Source organism: Rhodococcus sp. JS3073 (assembly GCF_026810085.1).
Taxonomy (GTDB): Bacteria; Actinomycetota; Actinomycetes; order Mycobacteriales; family Mycobacteriaceae; genus Rhodococcus_F; species Rhodococcus_F wratislaviensis.
Genome location: NZ_CP113951.1, coordinates 411,018 through 430,932 on the forward strand (window position 1 = coordinate 411,018; position 19,915 = coordinate 430,932).

15 protein-coding genes are annotated in these 19,915 nt (G+C 65.2%); 7 read left to right on the forward strand and 8 right to left on the reverse strand.

Annotated elements, in window-relative coordinates; translation table 11 throughout:
- Window positions 1-81: 81 nt before the first annotated feature.
- A complete protein-coding gene (locus OYT95_RS01935; protein ID WP_268790746.1) occupies window positions 82-2,148 on the reverse strand; it encodes an FUSC family protein in 2,067 nt (688 codons plus the stop codon).
- A 914-nt stretch (window positions 2,149-3,062) separates the two neighbouring features.
- Between OYT95_RS01935 and OYT95_RS01950 the strand changes: the two genes are divergently transcribed.
- Together OYT95_RS01950 and OYT95_RS01955 are read left to right on the forward strand one after the other, a co-directional pair.
- On the forward strand, window positions 3,063-3,608 hold the full coding sequence (locus OYT95_RS01950) for a dihydrofolate reductase family protein (protein WP_268790748.1): 546 nt from the start codon (window positions 3,063-3,065) through the stop codon (window positions 3,606-3,608).
- A gap of 375 nt (window positions 3,609-3,983) precedes the next feature.
- Window positions 3,984-4,892, forward strand: a complete 909-nt coding sequence (locus tag OYT95_RS01955; protein WP_128638808.1) for a MurR/RpiR family transcriptional regulator — start codon at window positions 3,984-3,986, stop codon at window positions 4,890-4,892.
- Window positions 4,893-5,095: 203 nt separating this feature from the next.
- Here OYT95_RS01955 and OYT95_RS01960 read toward each other — a convergent pair whose 3' ends face one another.
- A complete protein-coding gene (locus OYT95_RS01960) occupies window positions 5,096-6,457 on the reverse strand; it encodes an amino acid permease (protein ID WP_442972579.1) in 1,362 nt (453 codons plus the stop codon).
- 567 nt (window positions 6,458-7,024) lie between these two features.
- Between OYT95_RS01960 and OYT95_RS01965 the strand changes: the two genes are divergently transcribed.
- The 5 genes from OYT95_RS01965 (at window position 7,025) to OYT95_RS01985 (ending at window position 12,335) form a co-directional block, all read left to right on the forward strand.
- Window positions 7,025-7,798 carry an enoyl-CoA hydratase/isomerase family protein gene (locus tag OYT95_RS01965; protein WP_268790750.1) on the forward strand — a complete coding sequence of 258 codons (774 nt, stop codon included), beginning with the start codon at window positions 7,025-7,027 and terminating at the stop codon, window positions 7,796-7,798.
- Window positions 7,799-7,800: 2 nt separating this feature from the next.
- Window positions 7,801-9,987 (forward strand): acetate--CoA ligase family protein, encoded by a 2,187-nt coding sequence (locus OYT95_RS01970; RefSeq protein WP_268790751.1) that lies wholly within the window; start codon window positions 7,801-7,803, stop codon window positions 9,985-9,987.
- The gene (locus tag OYT95_RS01975) at window positions 9,984-10,784 is read left to right on the forward strand and encodes a crotonase/enoyl-CoA hydratase family protein (protein ID WP_268790752.1); all 801 of its coding nucleotides are present in this window, start codon (window positions 9,984-9,986) and stop codon (window positions 10,782-10,784) included. Before OYT95_RS01970 ends, OYT95_RS01975 begins: the two co-directional genes overlap by 4 nt.
- Window positions 10,781-11,068, forward strand: coding sequence for a 3-hydroxyacyl-CoA dehydrogenase NAD-binding domain-containing protein (locus tag OYT95_RS01980; RefSeq protein ID WP_268790753.1), 288 nt, complete (start codon window positions 10,781-10,783; stop codon window positions 11,066-11,068). The genes OYT95_RS01975 and OYT95_RS01980 overlap by 4 nt, the downstream gene beginning before the upstream one ends.
- A gap of 169 nt (window positions 11,069-11,237) precedes the next feature.
- On the forward strand, window positions 11,238-12,335 hold the full coding sequence (locus OYT95_RS01985; RefSeq protein WP_268790754.1) for a C45 family autoproteolytic acyltransferase/hydolase: 1,098 nt from the start codon (window positions 11,238-11,240) through the stop codon (window positions 12,333-12,335).
- A gap of 452 nt (window positions 12,336-12,787) precedes the next feature.
- Here OYT95_RS01985 and OYT95_RS01990 read toward each other — a convergent pair whose 3' ends face one another.
- From OYT95_RS01990 to OYT95_RS02015, 6 genes are all read right to left on the reverse strand, one after another.
- Window positions 12,788-13,915 (reverse strand): acyl-CoA dehydrogenase family protein, encoded by a 1,128-nt coding sequence (locus tag OYT95_RS01990; RefSeq protein ID WP_268792329.1) that lies wholly within the window; start codon window positions 13,913-13,915, stop codon window positions 12,788-12,790.
- A 91-nt stretch (window positions 13,916-14,006) separates the two neighbouring features.
- Window positions 14,007-15,845, reverse strand: coding sequence for a fatty acid--CoA ligase FadD11 (gene fadD11, locus OYT95_RS01995; RefSeq protein WP_268790755.1), 1,839 nt, complete (start codon window positions 15,843-15,845; stop codon window positions 14,007-14,009).
- Window positions 15,842-16,813, reverse strand: coding sequence for an SDR family oxidoreductase (locus tag OYT95_RS02000; RefSeq protein WP_268790756.1), 972 nt, complete (start codon window positions 16,811-16,813; stop codon window positions 15,842-15,844). The genes fadD11 and OYT95_RS02000 overlap by 4 nt, the downstream gene beginning before the upstream one ends.
- Entirely contained in the window at window positions 16,813-18,297 is a 1,485-nt protein-coding gene (locus OYT95_RS02005; protein ID WP_268790757.1) for an aldehyde dehydrogenase family protein, read from the reverse strand. The genes OYT95_RS02000 and OYT95_RS02005 overlap by 1 nt, the downstream gene beginning before the upstream one ends.
- Window positions 18,294-18,806, reverse strand: coding sequence for an SRPBCC family protein (locus OYT95_RS02010; protein WP_128638818.1), 513 nt, complete (start codon window positions 18,804-18,806; stop codon window positions 18,294-18,296). The genes OYT95_RS02005 and OYT95_RS02010 overlap by 4 nt, the downstream gene beginning before the upstream one ends.
- Window positions 18,803-19,906, reverse strand: a complete 1,104-nt coding sequence (locus tag OYT95_RS02015) for a PDR/VanB family oxidoreductase (protein ID WP_268790758.1) — start codon at window positions 19,904-19,906, stop codon at window positions 18,803-18,805. Before OYT95_RS02015 ends, OYT95_RS02010 begins: the two co-directional genes overlap by 4 nt.
- Between the last annotated feature and the right edge of the window lie 9 nt (window positions 19,907-19,915).

The window sequence follows — 19,915 nt, forward strand, 5'->3', positions numbered from 1 at the left end:
TATCGGTGACCTTGTGGTGGGAGTGATGGTGTCATGCGCCTGGCGTGCTTTGTGCTTCGCTCAGCAGTATGTACGACCCCATCAGACACGCGTCAATGCCTCCCCCATCGTGCGGTTGAGGGTGCTGAGCGAGCGGACGGCACTGCGAACCGGCCCGGGCGTGGTGGTCGACTGCAGCATGACGTCGGGTGCCGAGGTTTCGGTGAGTTTCTCCGGAGGCTCTACGTGCTCGCCGGCGAGTGCGCGTTTGACGTCGGCGATGGTTGCCTTGGTGACGTCCGCTGCTTGGCCCAATGCCTTCGCGGTCTCCTGCGACGGTCCGCTGTCCGGTTCGCCGCGAGAGGCGCTCACTCCTGCTCGGGCGAGTGCATGAGACGACCGATTGCTGACCGTCATGATCCGCAACAACCGTTTCGCTCCCCGACGAGTCCGCGTCGTCGGTCCCATTTCCAAGGGTTTGCCCGCCGTGACAAGTTCCTTCAGCGTGTTGTCCAGCTTCCGGATGTCGGCGACGAGGTCAGTCTCGTGGCCTGGTTGGACGACGGCTCCGATACCGGTGTCGATGATGGCAGTCATCTGATCGAGGTAGTCGTCGATCTTCGAGATCAGCGTCGATCTCGTTCCGGTGGAGAAGATGAAATACGCCGCCGCTATTCCGACGATTCCGCCTGCCGCCGTTTCGTAGATGCGCAGTTCAAGTACCTCGATGCTGAATGTGCCGAGTAGTCCGTACAGCATCGCAAGCATGACGGTGACGAAGAAGGAGAGCAATGCGTAGGCAACCGTGACGAGGTAGAACGCGAAGAATACGCAGACGACGAGCAGGAGCAGCTGCAACGGCTGGTTGTTTCCGACCAACGCGGACAGCACCACTCCTGCAAGAACTCCCGCGATGGTGCCGACGACGCGGTGCCCTGCGCGAGAGAGAATCTCACCGCGGGTAGACGCTCCGGTGAAGACGAGGAAGGCCGTCAGGACCGCCCAATACCAGCGGTCGGGCGAGATGAGCTCACCGAGAATCGTTGCAGCGCTGGTCGCGACGGCTACCTGGATCGCGGCTTTGGTGCTCGGATTCCATCCGGTATCCGTTTCTTCGCCCTCGTCCGGCTTCTTCCTCGGTTCGGATTCTGTTCGCAGGGCATTGCTGGTGATGTGATGGATCGCGATGTGTGCCTGCACTGCCCGCATCGCGACGGCGGTCGCGATACCCGCTGGAGTCGATGGATCGGATTTGTCTGCAGCCGCGGCGGCGAGGCGTCGGGCAGCGCGGAGTTGGTCGTCCGACGGATTGTTCTGCAGGCACGATCCCAGTGCAGTGGTCGCCTGCCCCAGCGAATTCGGCCACAACTTGTTCGGGTCGAGCGCCCACAGCGCGCTGACGAGTTGTTCGGTAGCGATTTGCGCGTCGAAGATACGAACGGACAGATCATCGTTCGTGACGCTCAGGAGCTGAGCTGCATCGTTGCGGTCGAGCCAGTCGTCGATCATCAGCGCGGTGCTTCCGAGCCGGTCGAGTTTCTTGCGGAGTAGATCGAGGTTCCGATCACCCCTGTTCGACGCCACCTCCAGCACGTCGATCGACGCGGCCCGCAGCGCCCGAACCAACCGTTTGAGTTCGAGCCCGGGCCGGTCCGGCAGGATCACCGTACGGACGAGGAGCGAGATACCGACGCCGACGGCGATGGACACGGTGAGGATGGGAATCTGCCCAAGCTGGGCCCGAAGGAAGAGCGCGAAGAAGTAGCAGATGAACGCGACCATCCCGAGAGCCGTACCTCGCGGGCCGTAGCGCCGCACCCAGACGGCCGCGAAGAGCACCGCGATGAAGCCCACATCGGCGACCTTCCCGAACTGGGACAGCACCGCGGACATCGACACCGCTGCGATTGCAGGGAACACGAGCAGCAGTGTCGTGACCACCCTGCTGTGCTGATCCCTGTCCTTGACCGCCGCCGAGGACTGCATCGCGACGACCGTCCCGAGCAGCGCTACGGTGAGTGGCTGGCCGATCGCGTTGGAACCCGGTAACAACACCACCATCGCGAGCACGACGGTGATCGTCGTGGCGGTAGCGGCACGAAGCCGCAGCCGGCCGGGATCGGAGACCGCGAGAAAACGGGCTGTCTCCTGCATGAACAGAAAAGCCATTCACCGATTGTGCGCCTTCGGAACCCGCGCGTGCGTCATTGACACCTCGACGCAGCGTGGTGCTCTGCGTTATCTCCCAATCCCGAAACTCTTCTCGTCGATCGTTAATCCTCTGCACCGTAAGTTGATTCGGGACGTATTCGCGTCCTGCCTATCGCCGTCAGTCTCGGACGACGTCGCTACCGATGTCTTCGAGATCAACCGCGCCTTCGAGGAGGAGCAAAACCGGCCAGCGAACGACGCTTGGACGAGTAATGAACCGTCCTACACTGCGCCATGTCGCCTCCTCCACGCGAGCCAGCCCTTCAGGCCGATGACCAACGCCAGTAGCGCAGCGTAGGTTCCGAGCTCAAACCACTGCGTCCGTTCATGATGCCGATCACGAGGGCGATCGCCATGAGAACCACGCCGAGGAGTGCAGCCGGTTGTCGGCGGTGTTGACTCGAAGTTCACCGTACTGTCCAGATTGGGCGAATTCACCTGCACCAGTCGCGTCCTGGTCCATCACCACAGCCGCCTCGCCGTCAATGAACAGCGGATCTGCCGGGCCTGCGTCTGAGAACTTCGATACATCTGGGGACTCGGCCCCCGAGACAGAGGTAGGTGCAACCATCCGGGGCCACCGTCGAGTCCGCCGATGGATGCGCCCCGCTTGGCCAGCTACGTGACGGGATCCCACGATTTCTTCGGCGCGTTCGGGACTAGTCGTACAGCACGGCAAGTCCCCGGCGCTCGAGGTCCGCCAATCCGTCCCGCATGGTGTGAACCTGTTCAGGTGAATGCCCCGCCCAGTCCGTGATCTTGCCGACTACTCTCACCGACTGCCCGTCGATCCAGTGTTCGATCGCAGCGCCACAGATGGGGCTGTGCCTGCCGGCGATGATTTTACGACCGTGGCGTGGTCAGTATCTGATATGAGGAAACTCGCGATCACCCAGAACATCACCCTCGACGGCTCCATCGAGATGCTCGGCGACTGGTTCGACCCCACGGACCAGGATCCGCAGCTACTGGAGGCGACCCGCCGGCAGTCCGAGCGCGCGGACGCGATGCTGCTGGGTCGGCAGACGTTCGAGGACTTCCGCGGCTACTGGCCCCGACAGACCGACGACCAGACGGGCATCACCGACGAGCTGAACCAAATTCAGAAGTACGTCGTCTCCTCGACCATGACCGACCCGCAGTGGCGGAACTCGACCCTGCTCACGGGCGACTGGATCGCCCAGGTGCGGGCCCTGAAGGGACAGGAGGGCCGCGACATCGTGGTCACCGGCAGTATCACGCTGACCCACGCCCTGATCGTCTCTGGCCTGGTCGACGAGTACCGGCTGTTCGTGTACCCCGCCGTCCAGGGTCGGGGACGACGGCTGTTCCCCGACGGATACGAGATGCCGAGGCTGCATCTGGTGGAGGCACGAGGCTTCCAGAACGGCGTCTGTCTACTGCGCTACACCAACTGAGGACACCACCCAGGACCACCTGCTGTTCATATTCGGGAATGTGGTTGCCGCTGTGATCGAAGTGCGACTGTTGTCGACCGTTGCTCCGGGAGTCTGCCAGTGGCCGCGGTGGTCTGCGGGGCCGTCGCCACATCGCGGTCCGCGGTGGGCGACGACGGGGCGGCATCGTTGCGGGCCCTATTGGGCGTCGTTGCCGCGTCGCGGGGATTACCGTCTCACTGCATTGCCGGATACCCGCCTTCGAGACCTCGGATGACGGTGGACGGGTCACGTAGTGCAACTATGCTTGCAGATGCTCTTTCGGAAGCAATTCACCATCCTGCGATCGGGTTGGCTTGGACTCGACATATGGATCGTCACGGACGAGGAGGCCGCATGGGCACGAAGGCTGAAAACACCACCACGGGGCCCCAGTCCTTCGACGAGCTTCTCGTCGAAATCCGTGCACGTTCGGGGTCGCTGTCTCCCTCGCATCGCAAGATCGCCGAGCGGGTGATGTCCGACCCGGAGGCGGTGGCGTTCATGACCATCTCGGAGCTCGCGGCCGCTGTCGGTGTCAACGAGGCGACCGTGGTGCGGTTCGCGACCGGCCTCGGCCTGAAGGGCTATCCCGGACTGACCAGACTGTGCCGTGAGCGACTTCAGGAGCAGGCGCAGCTGTTGCGCCGGTTCGACAATCTCGAGCATGTCGCCTCCGAGGGAGCCGGCCTGCTCGAGCAGACGGTGGCGCTCGATCAGGCCAACATCGCCCGCACCTTTGCGCGGATCGAGGAGGCGACGTGGAAGTCCGCGGTCGAGCACCTGGCGCAGGCACCTCGGGTACACGTCATGGGACTGCGCAAATGCCACGCACCGGCATACCTGCTCGGGTATCTGTTGCGGATGCTGCGCGAGGACGTTGAGACGGTCACAGCGAGTGTCGGTTCGTTGACCGATGATCTGCGTCGCATCCGGGAGGGCGACAGCTTCGTGGCGATGTCGATCCACCGCTACAGCGCCGACACCATCCGTGCGGCGGAGTGGGCGCGGCAGAGCGGTGCGCACGTCATCGCGTTCACCGACAACGCCAGCTCACCCCTCGCCGGCCCGGCACACGACACCTTCTACATCGATGCTTCGAGCGCGTCGGTGCTCAGGTCCATGACAGCCTTCACTTCCCTTGCCCAGGCGATGTCCGGCGGAGTCGCCCACCTGCTCGGACACCAGGTCCGCGAAACCCTCCTCGAGGAGGAGAAACTCCTCAGCAGCTTTCGCGTCTACGCCACCGAACGATCCGACATCTGACGGAGATGGCCCCGCATGCATCGCGGGGAATTCGCGGCGGGAAGCGGACCACTTCGTGCCGTGCGGAGATTCGTACAGCTCGCTGTTGCCGTGTACTCGTGGGCTGATCGTCTGCGGAGGCACCGCGGCTCACACGGTTCGATGCAGTGGTGGGGTGCACCCCGACTTCGGGTGCACCCCACTTGTGCGGCGAAGAACTGTTGCTACTGCGGGGACTTCGACAGGGTTGCGTCGACGTCGCCGGCCTGCTCGGCTGCGGAGGCCGTCTTGCGACGCTGGTGGACGAGTCCGGCCGCCACCGCGAGGGTGGTGACGATCATGGTCAGCGCGAGGGGGGTACGGGTGGCAGGTGTGAAGACCATGCCGCCGACGATGGCGAGCAGGATGAGGCCGACGAGGTAGGACAGGTACGGAAAGCCCCACATCTTGACTGGCAGCGCCGCCTTCTCCTCGGCGGTCTTCTTGCGACGTCCGGCGATCTGTGTTCCGCAGATGCACAGGTAGACCACCACGGCGACGGCCCCGGAGGAGCTGAGCAGGAAGGTGAACACTGCACCGGTGGGCAGGAAGTAGTTCGCGATCACCGCCAGGAACCCGGCACTCGATGCGGCGAGGACGGCCTTGACGGGTACCCCGGACTTGCCGGTGCTCCCGAGTGCACCGGGGGCTTCGCCGCGGCGTGAGAGGGAGAACAGCATTCGGGACGAGGAGTAGATGCCGGAGTTCAGGCACGACAGCACGGCGGTGAGTACGACCAGATTCATGATGGTCTGTGCGCCGGGCAGGCCGAGCAGGTTGAGCACGGCGGTATAGGGACTCTTGGTGACTTCGGCGGTGTCCCACGGCAGCAGCGTGACGACCACCAGGATGGAGCCGACGTAGAAGAGCAGAATGCGCCAGGCGACGCTGCGCATGCTCTTGCGGACCCCTGCGACCGGGTCCTTGGCCTCGCCGGCTGCGATGGTGACCAGCTCGGTGCCGAAGTAGGAGAAGAAGACCGTCAGGACGGCGATCAGTAGAGGAGTGACGCCGTTGGGAAACAGTCCGCCGTGGCCGAGCAGATTCGAGGTTCCGGGCGAGTCGAAGTGCGGGAGCAGGCCGAAGATCGCGGCGATGCCGACGCCGATGAACAACACGATCGCGGTGACCTTGATCATCGCGAACCAGAACTCGAATCGCGCAAACGATGTCACGGCAGCGAGGTTCACCCCGGTGAGCACTGTCATGAAGATCAGCGCGTAGAGCCAGGTGGGCACCACAGGTATCAGCTGGTTCGCGATCGCGGCACCGGCGATCGCCTCGAACGCGACCGTCACACACCAATGATATGCGTAGAGCCATCCGACGGAAAATCCTGCCCACGAACCTAATTCACGGGATGCGTAGGTTGAGAACGATCCCGTCTCCGGACTCGCGGTCGCCAGTTCGGCGAGCATCCGCATCACCAGAATGATGACCAGACCGGTGAACAGGTAGACCAGGACGATGCCGGGTCCGGCCGAGGAGATCGCCTTGCCGCTGCCGACGAACAGGCCGGCACCGATGACACCGCCGATGCCGATCATCGTCAGTTGGCGGGTATTGATGGAGTGCTTCAGATTCTCTGAGCTGGAGAGCGATGTTGGCACGACGCCTTCTTCCATAGAACTCGGGGTGTGACCCAGGTAACTGCCAGGAGCCATGAAACACGCCCCAGCCGCGTCATGCAAGTGCATTTGCATACATTCTTCATTGTGCAAACTTCACATGACAATCGTGAAAGCGGGTGGACCTGCACAAATGACACCCCGCGCGGAGTGACGGACGAAAGGACGCAAGCCGGGGCGGCGGCGAGGACATCTCGACCCCGCCCCTCGGCGAACCCGGCGGGACATATCGGCACACGCGCCACAGACACCGTGCGAGTCGGTTTGCATTGAATTGATTTTGTGCAAGTTTGCTTGCATTCTGGATTGCGATGCTGTTGTATGGATCACATGAGGCCCCGCTCCTCGCGTCGGGACGAACAGCGTCCGAGCGCGAGCACCGAGTGGGACTGCTGACGGCTCCCGGAAGCAGACGTGAACCCTGCAGTCAAACCGTCAGTCGGACAGAGCTTTACAAGATGATCGACAAGAAGGAGACGTGAGACGATGACGACCGTCCTGGCAACCCGATCGGGTTCGACCGCGACCCTGGCCCTGAACCGACCCCACCGCCTCAACGCGGTGAGCGAGGAGCTGTACCAGACGCTGATCGACGAATTGGCCGCCTCGGACACGGACCCGGACGTGCGCGCGGTCGTCCTCACCGGCACGGGCCGCGCTTTCTGCGTCGGCGCCGACCTCAAGGCCCACAACTCCGGTACCCGCAGCCGCGAGGAGCAGGCGCACTACCTCGACCTCGCCCAGCGGGTATGCGAACAGATCCAGCGGATGGACATTCCGGTCGTTGCCGCGGTCAACGGCTACGCACTCGGCGCCGGCGCAGAAATGGCGGTCAGCGCCGACTTCCTCATCATCGCCGAGGACGCCCAAATGGGCTTCCCCGAAGTCAGCATCGGCACCTTCGTCGGCGGCGGCGTCACCAACCGCCTGCCCCGCCTGGTCGGATTGCGCCGGGCCACCGACATGCTGATCCTCGGCGAACGCTTCACCGGCAGCCAGGCCCTCGAGTGGGGGCTCGCGCACTCCGCGGTTCCCGCCGACACGGTGTTCGAGGCAGCGCACGCCCTCGCCAGCACCCTGGCTGCGAAAGCGCCACTGTCCCTGGCTCGGATGAAGGCGGCGCTGCGCCGCAACGACCCGCTCGAGGTGGTGCTCGACACCGAACCGCAGGAACTGCTCGCGCTGATGGGCACGCAGGACTGGGCCGAAGGTGTGGCCGCCTTCGCCGAACGCCGCACCCCGATCTTCCAGGGAAAGTAGAGATGCCCACCATGGCACAGCCCTCCGCCGTCGCGGTCGCCACTCCCCCGTCCCCGGTGACCCGCACGGCGCTCGAACGGCTCTTCGACCCCCGCTCGATCGCGATCGTCGGCGCCTCGACGAGCCCGACCAAGCGGGGCTTCCAGGCCGTGCGGGCCCTGCAGCAGTCCGGGTTTCAGCACCCGGTGTACCCGGTCAACCCGAAGGCCACCGCGATCCTCGGGCTCGAGGTCGTCCCCTCGATCGATGCGCTGCCGAATGGAATCGACGTCGCCCTGATCGCGCTACCCGGCGCGGCAATCCCGGACGCACTGCGCCGGTGTGCCGCCGTCGGCATCGCCGGGGCGGTCGTGCTGGCCAATGGGTTCAAGGAAACCGGGGATGAGGGCGCCGACCTCGATGCGGCCCTCGCCGAGGCCATCGCCGAAACGGGTATTCGGGTGATCGGCCCGAACACCTCCGGGATGCTCAACGTGTCCACCGGCGCCAATCTAGTTGGGCTACAGGACGTACCCGTGGGGCCGATCAGCGTGATCACCCAGAGCGGCAACATGCTGCTGTCCCTGGTCAACGACAACCGCGCGCTGAAGGGACCGGGTTTCCATGCCTATGTCGGACTCGGCAACCAGGCGGATGTCCGCTACGACGAATGCGTCACCGAACTGTCCCGTCACGAGGGCACCGGTGCCGTCGCCATCCATTCGGAGGGCTTCGCGGACGGCCGGTCATTCCTACAGGCCGCCGCGAGCGCAGTGCAGGACAAGCCAGTGGTGGTGCTGCGAGGCGGCCGCTCGGAGATCGGGCAACGCACCGCGCTCTCGCATACCGGGTCTATCGCCGGATCCGATGCCGTCGCCACCGCGGTGCTCCGCCAGGCCGGTGTCGAATTGGTCGACCGCTCCGACGAACTCGCCATCGTGGCCGGTGCCATGGCGACGACAGCGCCCATTGCTCCCGGCCGTAAGGTCGCCATTCTTTCCGACGGCGGCGGGCACGCCACACTCGCCGCCGATGCGCTGACCGCGCGCGGAATCGAACTCGCGCAGATCGGCGATCAGACCCAGCAGATCCTGCGGGAGCTGCTCGGTGGACCGGCGTCGGTGGTCAACCCCGTCGACGTGGCCGGAGCCACCGACGCCGATCCCACGGTCTTCGCCGCCGCCGTCGACGCGTTGATGAGCGACCCGGCGGTCGGCCTGGTGCTCATCGTCGGTCTCTTCGGCGGCTATCACCTGCGCTTCGACGCGAGCCTGCGCGAGGCGGAGGACGCCACCGCGGACTCGCTGCTCGCGCTGACCGCCTCCCATGGTGTGCCGCTCCTGGTCCAGAGTTGCTACGCCGGTGACGCCGTCGCCAACCACGACCGTCTGCGCGCCGGTGGGGTCGCGGTGATCAATTCCATCGACCACGCCGTCCGCGTCGTTGCCGCTCTCGACCGGCGCGGGCACCGGCTGTCCACCGCAGCCGAGCGCTCCGCACTCGCCCTGCCGGAACCTGCCCCGCGGGCGGCCAGCGGAGCGGGCATCCTCGACGAGCCCACCGCCCGCGCTCTCATCGAGGACGCCGGCGTCGAGATCGGTGGTTGGACACTCGCCCGTACCGTCGACGACGTCGTCACCGCAGTGACCGGACACGCGCGTCCGTGTGCACTGAAGATTGTGTCCCCGCAGGTCATCCACAAGTCCGATGTCGGCGGAGTCCGATTGAACGTGGTCGCCGCCACCGCCGCGGACAGCGCCCAGGCGATCATCGATTCGGTCACCGGCAACGTGCCCGGCGCGGTGATCGACGGCATCGTGGTCACCCCGATGGCCGACACCGGTGTCGAATTGCTCGTCGGTGCCACCCGCGACCCGATCTTCGGGCCGGTGGTGGCCTTCGGTTCCGGTGGCGTCATGGTCGAAGCCCTCGAGGACGTCACCTTCCGCGCCGCCCCGTTCACCGACCTCGAGGCCCACGAGATGATCGACGAGACCATCGCCTCCCGCATGCTCGACGGCTACCGGCACCTCCCGATCGTCGACCGGGAAGCGCTGGCCCGCTTCCTCGTCCGGGTCGGCGACATCGTCGCCGCCCACCCCGAGATCAGCGAACTCGACCTCAACCCCGTGATCGCATCGGACACCGGCATCGTGCCCGTGGACGTGCGAATCATCCTGTCCGAGAACCACCCTGGAGACCACACATGAGAGACCCCCTGTTGATCGACCGCGCCGGCGACACCATCGTCTGGACCCTCAACAACCCAGAAGCCCGCAACCCCATCTCCGACGCCGGCACCATCGCCGCGCTCGAGGACGCCGTCACCGCGGTCAACCGTGACCCGAGCGTGCGGGTAGCCATCCTCACCGGCGCCGGGTCCGCGTTCTCCTCCGGCGGCAACGTCAAGCACATGCTCGACAAAGCGGGCATGTTCGGTGGGACACCCGCCGAACTGCGCCAGGGCTACCGGCACGGCATCCAGCGCATCCCCCGGGCGCTGCATCACTGCGAGGTTCCCACCATCGCCGCAGTCAACGGCCCGGCCATCGGCGCCGGCTGCGACCTGGCGGCGATGTGTGACCTGCGGATCGCCTCCAGCACAGCAAAGTTCGCGGAAAGCTTCGTCAAGGTCGGGATCATTCCCGGCGACGGAGGGGCGTGGCTGCTGCCACGAGCCGTCGGAATGGCCCGGGCCAGCGAGATGGCGTTCACCGGGGAGGCGATCGACGCCGCAACCGCCCTGAACTGGGGATTGGTGTCACAGGTCGTCGAACCCGACCAGCTCCTCCCGGCCGCGCACCAGCTGGCCGCACGGGTGGCGGCCAATCCGCCGCACGTGCTGCGGATGACCAAGCGGCTGCTGCGTGAAGCCCAGCACCAGAGCCTCGAGAGCATCCTCGAGTTGTCCGCGGCGATGCAGTCCATCGCCCACCACACCGAAGACCACCTCGAGGCGGTCGGGGCCATGCTCGAGCGGCGCACCCCGCAGTTCAGCGGCCGATGAGCGCCGTTCAGCCCGGCGTCGGGATCATCGATGGCGGCATCATGGGCGCGGGCATCGCCGAGGCCGCCGCCCGCGCCGCGTTCTCTCGGATCAGCGCCGCACCCGAACTGTCGGTGTTGGGTGAGCAATCGGTCATCATCGAGGCCGTCCCGGAGATCGAGGAGCTCGAGCTCGACCTGTTCGCCCCTGTCGACGAGATCGCTCGCCCTGATGCACTACTGGCGACCAACACGTCCTCGATTCCGATGGCCAAGACCCTACTTCTGCACGTCCCCCGACCCTGACCGATTTGACACGAGCAGTCTCGATCCACCCCGATCGGACCGGCTCGAGACGCACGGACCAGATGCCTGGCCTGCCGCCCCGGGCCAGGCACCGTCGTTGCCCACCGATCACCGGCACCATCCCGGCCGCCACCGAGACCGCTACCATTTTCCGCCGAGGAGACCCACCATGAACGCCCACATCGACGAGACCACGATCACCGGCCTGCGCTGGCTGGTGGTAACCGGTGAGCGCAACGCCGCCTTCACACTCCTCGGTGAGCACGCGCGAGAGTCCATCACCGCCGTGCAGAGCAAGATGCCCGAACGTGAAGGCCTGCAATCCTTCACCCGCAGCGATCGCGGCCGCCGCATCCTGGCCGACGTGGTAGCGGCCACCACTCACGCCTATCCGCGATACACCGAGGAGCTGCGCGCGCTCGCGACCGGCGCGACCGTGCCCTACGAGGATCTGTTGTTGGCCAATCTCCGCGGCGACATCGGCATCGACGACGGCACCGGATGCACCGACCTCGCCTGGCGCGGAACGCAGTCCTTCGTCGCCCACAACGAGGACGGCGCCCCCGCCCTCGACGGCCACTTCATGCTGCTCACCCTGCGCATCGAGGGCGACCTCCCGGTCACCGTGCAGTGGTACCCGGGATTTCTGCCCGCCAACACCCTGACCGTCAACGGTGCCGGACTGGTGTGGGGCATCAACCACATCCAGGTCACCACCCCTATCGCCGCACCAGGCCGACACTTCGTCGCCCGCGGCCTGCAACAGTGCACCACCCTCACCGACGCCATCGACTACCTCCGCAGCAACCCCAGCGCCGGCGGCTTCGCCTACACCCTCGGCGACACCAGAAGCGGCCGGGTCGCCGTGGTGGAAGCCGCTGCCGGACAGGTCGCGGTCCGAGAACTCCCGCCCGATAACGTATTCGAGTGGCACACCAACCACATCCGCTTCATGCCGAACCCGCCCGACCAGGCAGCCGCAGGCACCGCGACAGCGAACCTCGGCCAACGCGAGGAAAGCCTCGCCCGCGGCCAAGTCCTCGACAGCCTTGTTCCCGTCCTCGAACCCGACGTCGACTGGTTCACCCAGGTGCTGACAGGATCACCCGTCCCGACCGGAGTGCACCGCACCGCCGCCGGCACAGACCCCCTCACCACGCTGTGCACCACCGTCACCAACCTGACCGACCGGACCATCCTCATCCGCAACCACCACGGAACGACCGCGACGCTCACTTTGACCGAACTCACAGCCGAACCGCACTGAGCACCAATCACTTCTCGAGTGTCCAGAGCGATCGATTACGGCTCGTCGGGACAACCGGCGGATCGCTACGCAGAAATTGGGTCGCAGGGCCGGGGCATCCTGGTCGCCGACTGCCGGGGACGGGCGGTGGGCCAAGTGGGGTATCCGCGGTAACCCGTCACCGAACGGAGGACTGCGGTGGGACTTCTCAATCCTGCCTTCACGACGGGGGTAGGGCGGGCGAAAGACGAAGCGACAAGTTCCCTGCTCGACCAACAGATTCAGCACGCCGCTGCTCCGCTGCCTCGGCCACCAGATCTGGGATAGCCGCGGTAAGGAGTGCGCCGCGAAAGGTGCCTGCGTTGCCTGCAGCAACGATTGGCAGCAGGAGGCCGTCTCACACGGTCGCTGCGAGACGATGCGCCATTCGAGTAGTCACGCAGTGCTGAGCCATGATTCGGCTACCAATATGGCTAAAGCGCTCTGGAGATCAGTTCCTTCATGACCTCGTTGGATCCGGCGTAGATGCGCTGGATACGGGCGTCGGCGTACATCTGGGCGATGGGATATTCGAGGATGTAGCCGTACCCTCCGAACAGTTGTAGACAGCGGTCGATCACGGCGCACTGTTGGTCGGTCAACCAGTACTTCGCCATTGCGGCGGTGGTGACATCGAGTTCGCCGCGCAGGTGCTTGTCGATGCAGTCGTCGAGGAAGGTGCGTGATACCCGCGCGAGGGTTGCGCATTCGGCAAGTTCGAAGCGTGTGTTCTGGAGGTCGAACAGTGTCTTCCCGAACATTGTCCGCGATTTGGTGTACTCGATTGTGAGAGCTACTGCGCGTTCGATCGCGGCGACGGCGGCGACGCCGCAGATCAGTCTTTCCTGTGGTAGTTGCTGCATCAGCTGGACGAATCCGGCACCCTCGCGTTCTCCGAGGAGGTTGTCCACCGGGACGCGGAGACGGTCGAAGAACAGTTCAGTGGTGTCCTGTCCCTTCTGGCCCAGCTTGTCGAAGATCTGTCCGCGCGAGAATCCGGGAGTGTCGTCGGTCACCTCGGCGACAACGAGAGACACTCCCTTCCCGCCGAGCGTGGGATCGGTCTTGGCGGCGATGATGACGAGGTCACAGTTGCGACCGTTGGAGATGAAAGTCTTGGCGCCGGTGATGACATAGTCGCCCCCGTCGCGCACGGCCTTGGTAGTGATGTTTTGCAGATCTGAGCCGGTTCCTGGCTCGGTCATGGCGATGGCACCGACCCATTCACCGCTTGTGAGTTTGGGAAGCCATCGCGATTTCTGCTCGTGACTTCCGTATGCGTTCAGGTAGTGCGGAACGATTCCCGAGTGCACGCCGAGCTGGAGTGAGTGGTCACCCGCCATCACCTGTTCGTGAAACAGCACGGCATCGTGGGCGAAAGTTCCTCCCCCTCCGCCGAATTCCGTGGGAATCGACATTCCCGACAAGCCCAACTCGCCCAGAGTGCCGTAGACCTCTTTGTCCGGAAAGCCCTGTTCGGCGAACCGGCGTTGATGGGGGGTGACCTCCTTGGCGAAGAAGTTACGTGCGAGTTCGGCAACTGCGCCGAGTTCGTCGTCCATCCATGGGGATGCGCTTTCCGTGGTGACAGTGTGAGCAGTCAAGGGTTCGTCTCCAAAGTTGTTGCGAATTGGTCACGATGGGTTAGCGGTCTCAGCTCCCCACCGGAACCTCCCACGTCCGGTCGGCGGTGGGCTCATACACACCCTGGGCGAGGGGGTCGCGGTAGAGCAGCCCGATCTCGGATGCATACTTCTCGGCGATCGGTTTGCGGCGCAGCTTCATCGTCAAGGTGAGTTCGTCGCCGCCCGGCTCCCAGAAGGTTGGGAGGATCAGGAAGCGTTTGATCTGCTCCACGCGAGACAGGTCTGCGTTGGCCGTCGCGATCGCGGCGGCGATCGTCGCGATCATGTCGCGGTCCGTCGCGAGTGACGCGGAATCGACCCGGATCTCCTTCGTTGCAGCGAAACTCGCTGCGGCCTCGGGGTCGAGTGAGATGAGGGCGGTGTTGTAGGGGCGCGCATCTCCGATGGTGGCCACGCCGCCGATGAGCGAGGAGGCGGCTTTGATCGCGTTCTCGATCGTAGCGGGGGACATATTCTTCCCCGAGGAGTTGATGATCAGTTCCTTCTTCCGGTCGATGACGGTGAGGTACCCGTCCGGGTCGACGGACACCACGTCACCGGTGGCCAGCCATCCGTCGGCGTCGACGGCGTCGGCGGTCTTGGCAGGCTCTCCCCGGTAACCCTTCATGACGAGGGGCCCACGAACGAAAAGCTCACCGTCGTTCGCGACCCGCATGTCCATGCCGGGCACGATCTTGCCGACCGTTCCGAGTTTGGCGGGATCGGCCGGGGCCGCGCTGGCGATGCAGGTCAGTTCCGACATCCCCCAGATCTCGGAGATCTGCAGCCCGAGTCCTGCGAAGAACGCCAACGTGTCGGCGGGTATCGGTGCCGCCCCCGATACGGCCCATCTGAGCTTGTCGAATCCGAGTTCGGCGCGCATAGGCGCCAACACCGTGGATTCTGCCTTGACGAAGTCGTGTTCCAGTTCTTCCGGTACGGCGAGACCTGCCCGGAGCATCTCGATCCGGCGTGCGCCGACATCGAGGCCCCACTCCAAGGCGTTCCGTCGTGCGTCGTCCGGTTCGTTCGACACCGCCCGTTCGACCGCGATTTTCAGCTTCTCCCAGACACGCGGCACCGCGCCCCAGATGGTCGGCCGGCAGTCGGGCAGTGCGGCAGCGATCTGCCGCACGTCCGCGACCACGGTGACTTGCGTTCCGAACACCATGTGGAAGTACAGTGCCGTCATCCGATCGGCGATGTGTGCCGACGGCATGAAGGAGGTGATGCGATCTCCGAACTCGATCGGGAGGATCCAGCACACCGCGCTGGCCTCGAACAACAATGCAGCATGAGTCGACTCCACCCCTTTCGGGTTGCCGGTAGTGCCCGAGGTGTAGATCAGGGTTGCAACATCGTCAGGCCGCACAGAGCGCCACGCTGCGTCGAAGTCGAAGTCCGGTGAGCCGAGAGCCTTCATCTGGTCCAAGGTGAGCGTCCCGGCCGGCGCCATTCCCGCATCGATGACGACGATCTGCTCCAGCAGTGCGCCGGATTCCCTGATTCGCCCCACATACTGGGCCTCGCACACCACGACCTTGGCTTTGGCGTTGCCGAGAACGTATGCGATGGCAGATGGGGGAAGCGTGTTGTAGATCGAGAACGACGTCGCCCCAACATGCTGCGCTCCGACATCGATGGGATAGAAGTCCACACGATTGGCCATCATCAAGGCGACGGTGTCCCCGCGGCGGACCCCGAGTGCGGCGAATCCGGCCGCCACCTCGCGGACCTGGCTCGAGTATTGCCGCCAGGTCAGCGTTTGTGAATCGCCGACCGTTCGCAGCGCGATTGCGTCCGGGTCGACGGCGGCGGTGCGTTGAAATGCTGCGCACAGCGTGTGGGGCGCTTCCTCGATGGTCATGGCGTACTCCTCGGTTCAGAACTTGCAGCTGCAGATCCACTCGGATGTGTTGTGATGGAGCGTTCTTCGAGTTCCCGGATCAGTTGATGGCATTCGGCGTCGGCCGCCAGGTAGCCGTCGGCGAGCACGTTCACCAGTCCGCGCCCCAGTGCCCACGGTTGCCATGCCGCTGGAGCGAGGGTGCGACCGGCGCGACGAGCAACAGCATCGGCGATCACAGTCGCGGCCTCCTCCGGACTGATACGGCGACGCAGCGAACGAGGAAGACGCGCATCGAGCCGTCTGCCGATCTCGTCGTCGTCGAGCGTCGCCCGAGCCAGTTGGGTGTCGACCATCCCGAAGTACGCCACACCGGCGGAGGCGCCGTAGCCGGCGAGTTCGAGACGGAGTGCCCGGCCGAGTTGTTCGACGGCGGCCTTGCTGATCATGTAGGACGCACCACCGAGACCGGGTGCGAAGGCCGCCGCGGACGACACCACCACGATGTGACCGCGTCGCGTAATCACCTCGTCGATCGCAGGATGGACGGTGTTGAAGACACCGGTGAGGTTGATGTCGATCACGCGGTCGAAGCCCGCCGGATCGATCTGGCGGAGGGTGGAGGGGGGCGGGGTCACTCCGGCGTTCGCGATCACCACATCGATCCGCCCATACCGCTCGATCACCCCGTGCACGGCCGCAACCATGCCGAGACGGTCGCGGACATCGGCGACCAGGGTGAGAACCCGCCGTCGGCCGAGCGCGAATTCGGCTGCCGTCAGCGCGGATTGATTGACATCGATCAGCGCGACGGCCGCGCCGCGGGCATGCAGCGCTCGCGCCGATGCCAGTCCGATACCGTCGCCTCCGCCGGTAATCAGGACCACCTTGCCCGCAACGTTGTACTCGGCGCCTCGACCGGGAAGTGGGAGTCCCAGGTCTCTCAGGGTGCGAGCGACAGTCGATCGGGTTCTGTACGTGGCCATCATCAATGCCTTCCATGGAGCAGTCTGACGAGAACGCGGACCAGGGCGTCGATCCGTGGTGTGCGCCGAGACGTGTTGAGCGGCAGAATCGACGGGAATCGCTGCCTCGTCATCGCACGGGGAAAGGAGAACTCCCTCAACCCGTCAGCGCCGTGGACCCGGCCGAATCCGGAATCACCGACACCACCCAGCGGCAGGCTCGGGACGGCGGCGTACATGACGTACGAATTGACCGACACTGCGCCGGTGCGGATTCTTGTCGCGATCTCGTCGCCGCGTCGGCGGGAAAAGACGCTGAGCCCCAACCCGTATCGGCTCGCATTGGCCCGTTCGACCGCGTCGTCCATATCCCGCACCCTGGTTACGGTCAGTGTCGGCCCGAATGTCTCCTCGGTGACCGCAACACTGTCCTCCGGCACGTCCACCAGAATGGTCGGCTGCACGAGGTTGCCCTCGATGGCGTCCGGCCCTCCGAGTACGGCGCGGCCGCCCTTTCCGATCGCGTCGTCGATGTGGCGGCGGATGACGTCGATTTGCGTGGGCATGGTGATCGGGCCGATCTGGGCGTTCCCACCGGACCCGGCCCGGATCGTGCGTGCACGAGTGACCACCCGATCGACGAACGCGTCGAATACTTCTTCGTGCACGTACACCCGCTCCACCCCGAGGCAGGTCTGACCGGCGTTGGAGAGCCCACCCCACACGGCCGCATCGGCAGCCGCTTCGAGGTCGCCGTCAGCGTCCACGATCAAGGCGTCCTTTCCGCCGCACTCCATCAGGACCGGGGTGAGTGTCTCCGCGCACGCGGTCATCACCTTCTTTCCCGTGGCGGTGGAACCGGTGAACCCGATCTTGTTCACGGCCGATCGGCACAGTGCAGCTCCTGTTGAGCCGTCACTTGTGACCACCTGCAGAACCGGGTGTTCCGGCACGACCTCGGACAATGTCTGGGCCAACCACACACCGACGCCCGGGGTGTACTCGCTGGGCTTGTAGACCACGGTGTTCCCGGCTGCGAGCGCGAAGGAGAGAGAACCGAGCGGAGTGAAGATGGGGTAGTTCCACGGTCCGATCACCCCCAGGACTCCGAGGGGAAGATATTCGACGCTGGCCGACTGGTTGGCGGTGAGGAGGCTGGAGCGGACCGTGCGCCGACCCAGTACGCGGGCGGCGTTCTTCGCCGACCACGCGAGGTGTTCCAAGGCCATCGCAATCTCGAGCATTGCGTCCGCGCGCGGCTTACCCATTTCGATATGGGTGAGCTCAGCGAGTTCCGGTGCGCGACGGGCGATGATGCCCCGCCACGCATCGAGTCGCCGGGCCCGTGCATCGAATCCCAGTGCCCCCCACCACCCGGCGACCTCGTGCGCGCGGCGAACTGCGTCGTCGATGTCGTCGGCCGACCCGCGTGGGTGGGTGCCGACCACCCGTCCGGTCGCCGGACTGATCACATCGAACATGTCGGCCGCAGCCGAGGTGGTGCTCATCGGGTAGTGCCCTTCGGTTCGTCGAGCGCCTTGTCGGCGAGCGCGTTCGCCCATCCACGTGTCACCCGACGGAGGATTGGCAGGGACAGTACGAGGAATGGGGCGAACCCGGGCGTGGTGTCTATGGCAAAGGTCCAGGTGAGCCGGGTTCCGTCCGGCGTCGGTTCCAGGGTGATGTCCTCGGCGAACCGGCGGAATCCCGGTCTGCTGGCGGACTCGGCGGTGAAGGTCATCCTCCTGCCCTCGTCCCAGCGGTAGAAGCATTCCCTCAGAGCTGCGGCCCCCTGTCCGATCGTCACGGTTCTGGTGGTACCGACGCCGAAGGGGCGTGGCGATGTCCACTCGCTTGCCGTGATGAGTCGCGCCCACGACACCAGTGCGTCGTGGGCGGTCAACACACTCCACACGTGGTCGGTGTCCGTCGACGAATACACGACGTGCACGAGCCGGAATCGGGCGGTCTGGAGGAACTCGTCGTCGGTGGCGGCGAGTGGGTACCAGCGCGTCACAGGTCGATCACCAGCGATCCACCGGCCGAGCGGGACAGACAGATCAGCATCGAATTCTCCCGCTCGTTGTGCGTCAGGATCCTGTCGCGGTGATCTACCTCGCCGGCCAGGACGCGCACGCGACAGGTGCCGCAAAAGCCTTGCCGGCATGAGTAGGCGACGCCGGGGACCTCCCGGCGGATCGCGGCCAGCGCCGTCTCGTCCGGCCCGACTGACACGGTTGTCCCTCGGCGGGCGAGGCGTATCTCGAACTCGCGGCCGTCGACCACAGGCAGTGGTGAGAAGCGTTCGGTGTGCAACGATCCGGTCGGGTCGATCTCGCGCATCACCAGACGTGCGGTCGTCATCAGTGGTGTCGGGCCACACATGTAGACGGCCGCACCAGGCGAAGCGGTGGCGACGATTCCGGCGATGCCGGGGGGCCCGAATTCGTCGTCTGGCCGGATCTCGACCTGGCCACGCGAGTACCGGGCGAGTTCGTCGAGGAATGGCATGGTCGCTCGGGAGCGTCCGAGATAGACCAGCCGCCAGGGCAGCTCTCTGTCGTGGCATCTCTTCACCATCGGCAGGATCGGAGTGATTCCGATTCCGCCCGCGACGAACAGATACGATGCCGCCGCCACCAGCGGGAAGGCGTTGCGTGGCCCGCGCACAGTGATCGGGGTCCCGGTTCGCAGGGAGTCGTGAACCTCCCGCGAACCACCCAGGCCGGTGTCGATCCGGCGCACCGCAATGCGGTAGGACGAGAGATCATCGGGGTCGCCACACAGAGAGTACTGCCGCTGTTTTCCCGACGGCAGGATCAGGTCGAGGTGAGCGCCTGGGATCCAGGACGGAAGATCGCCTCCGTCCGGCGACGCCACTTTCACGCTCACAACATCAGCCGCCTCGGTCCGTACTTCCGCAACAATCAGATTCATATCGAACCCCCAGTTGCGCACCGGCTTTGGCCTGGACAGCCATGGAGCTGCACGACTGGCGGCGAACACGTGCCGGTACGCGACCGTCGCCCGCGCGGCCAGCCGGAGAACCCTGGACGGTTCGAAGTCGGGCGTATCGGAGTCCGAGCCTGCGGAACTATCCGACGTCGTCATTGTCATGAGTGGCCT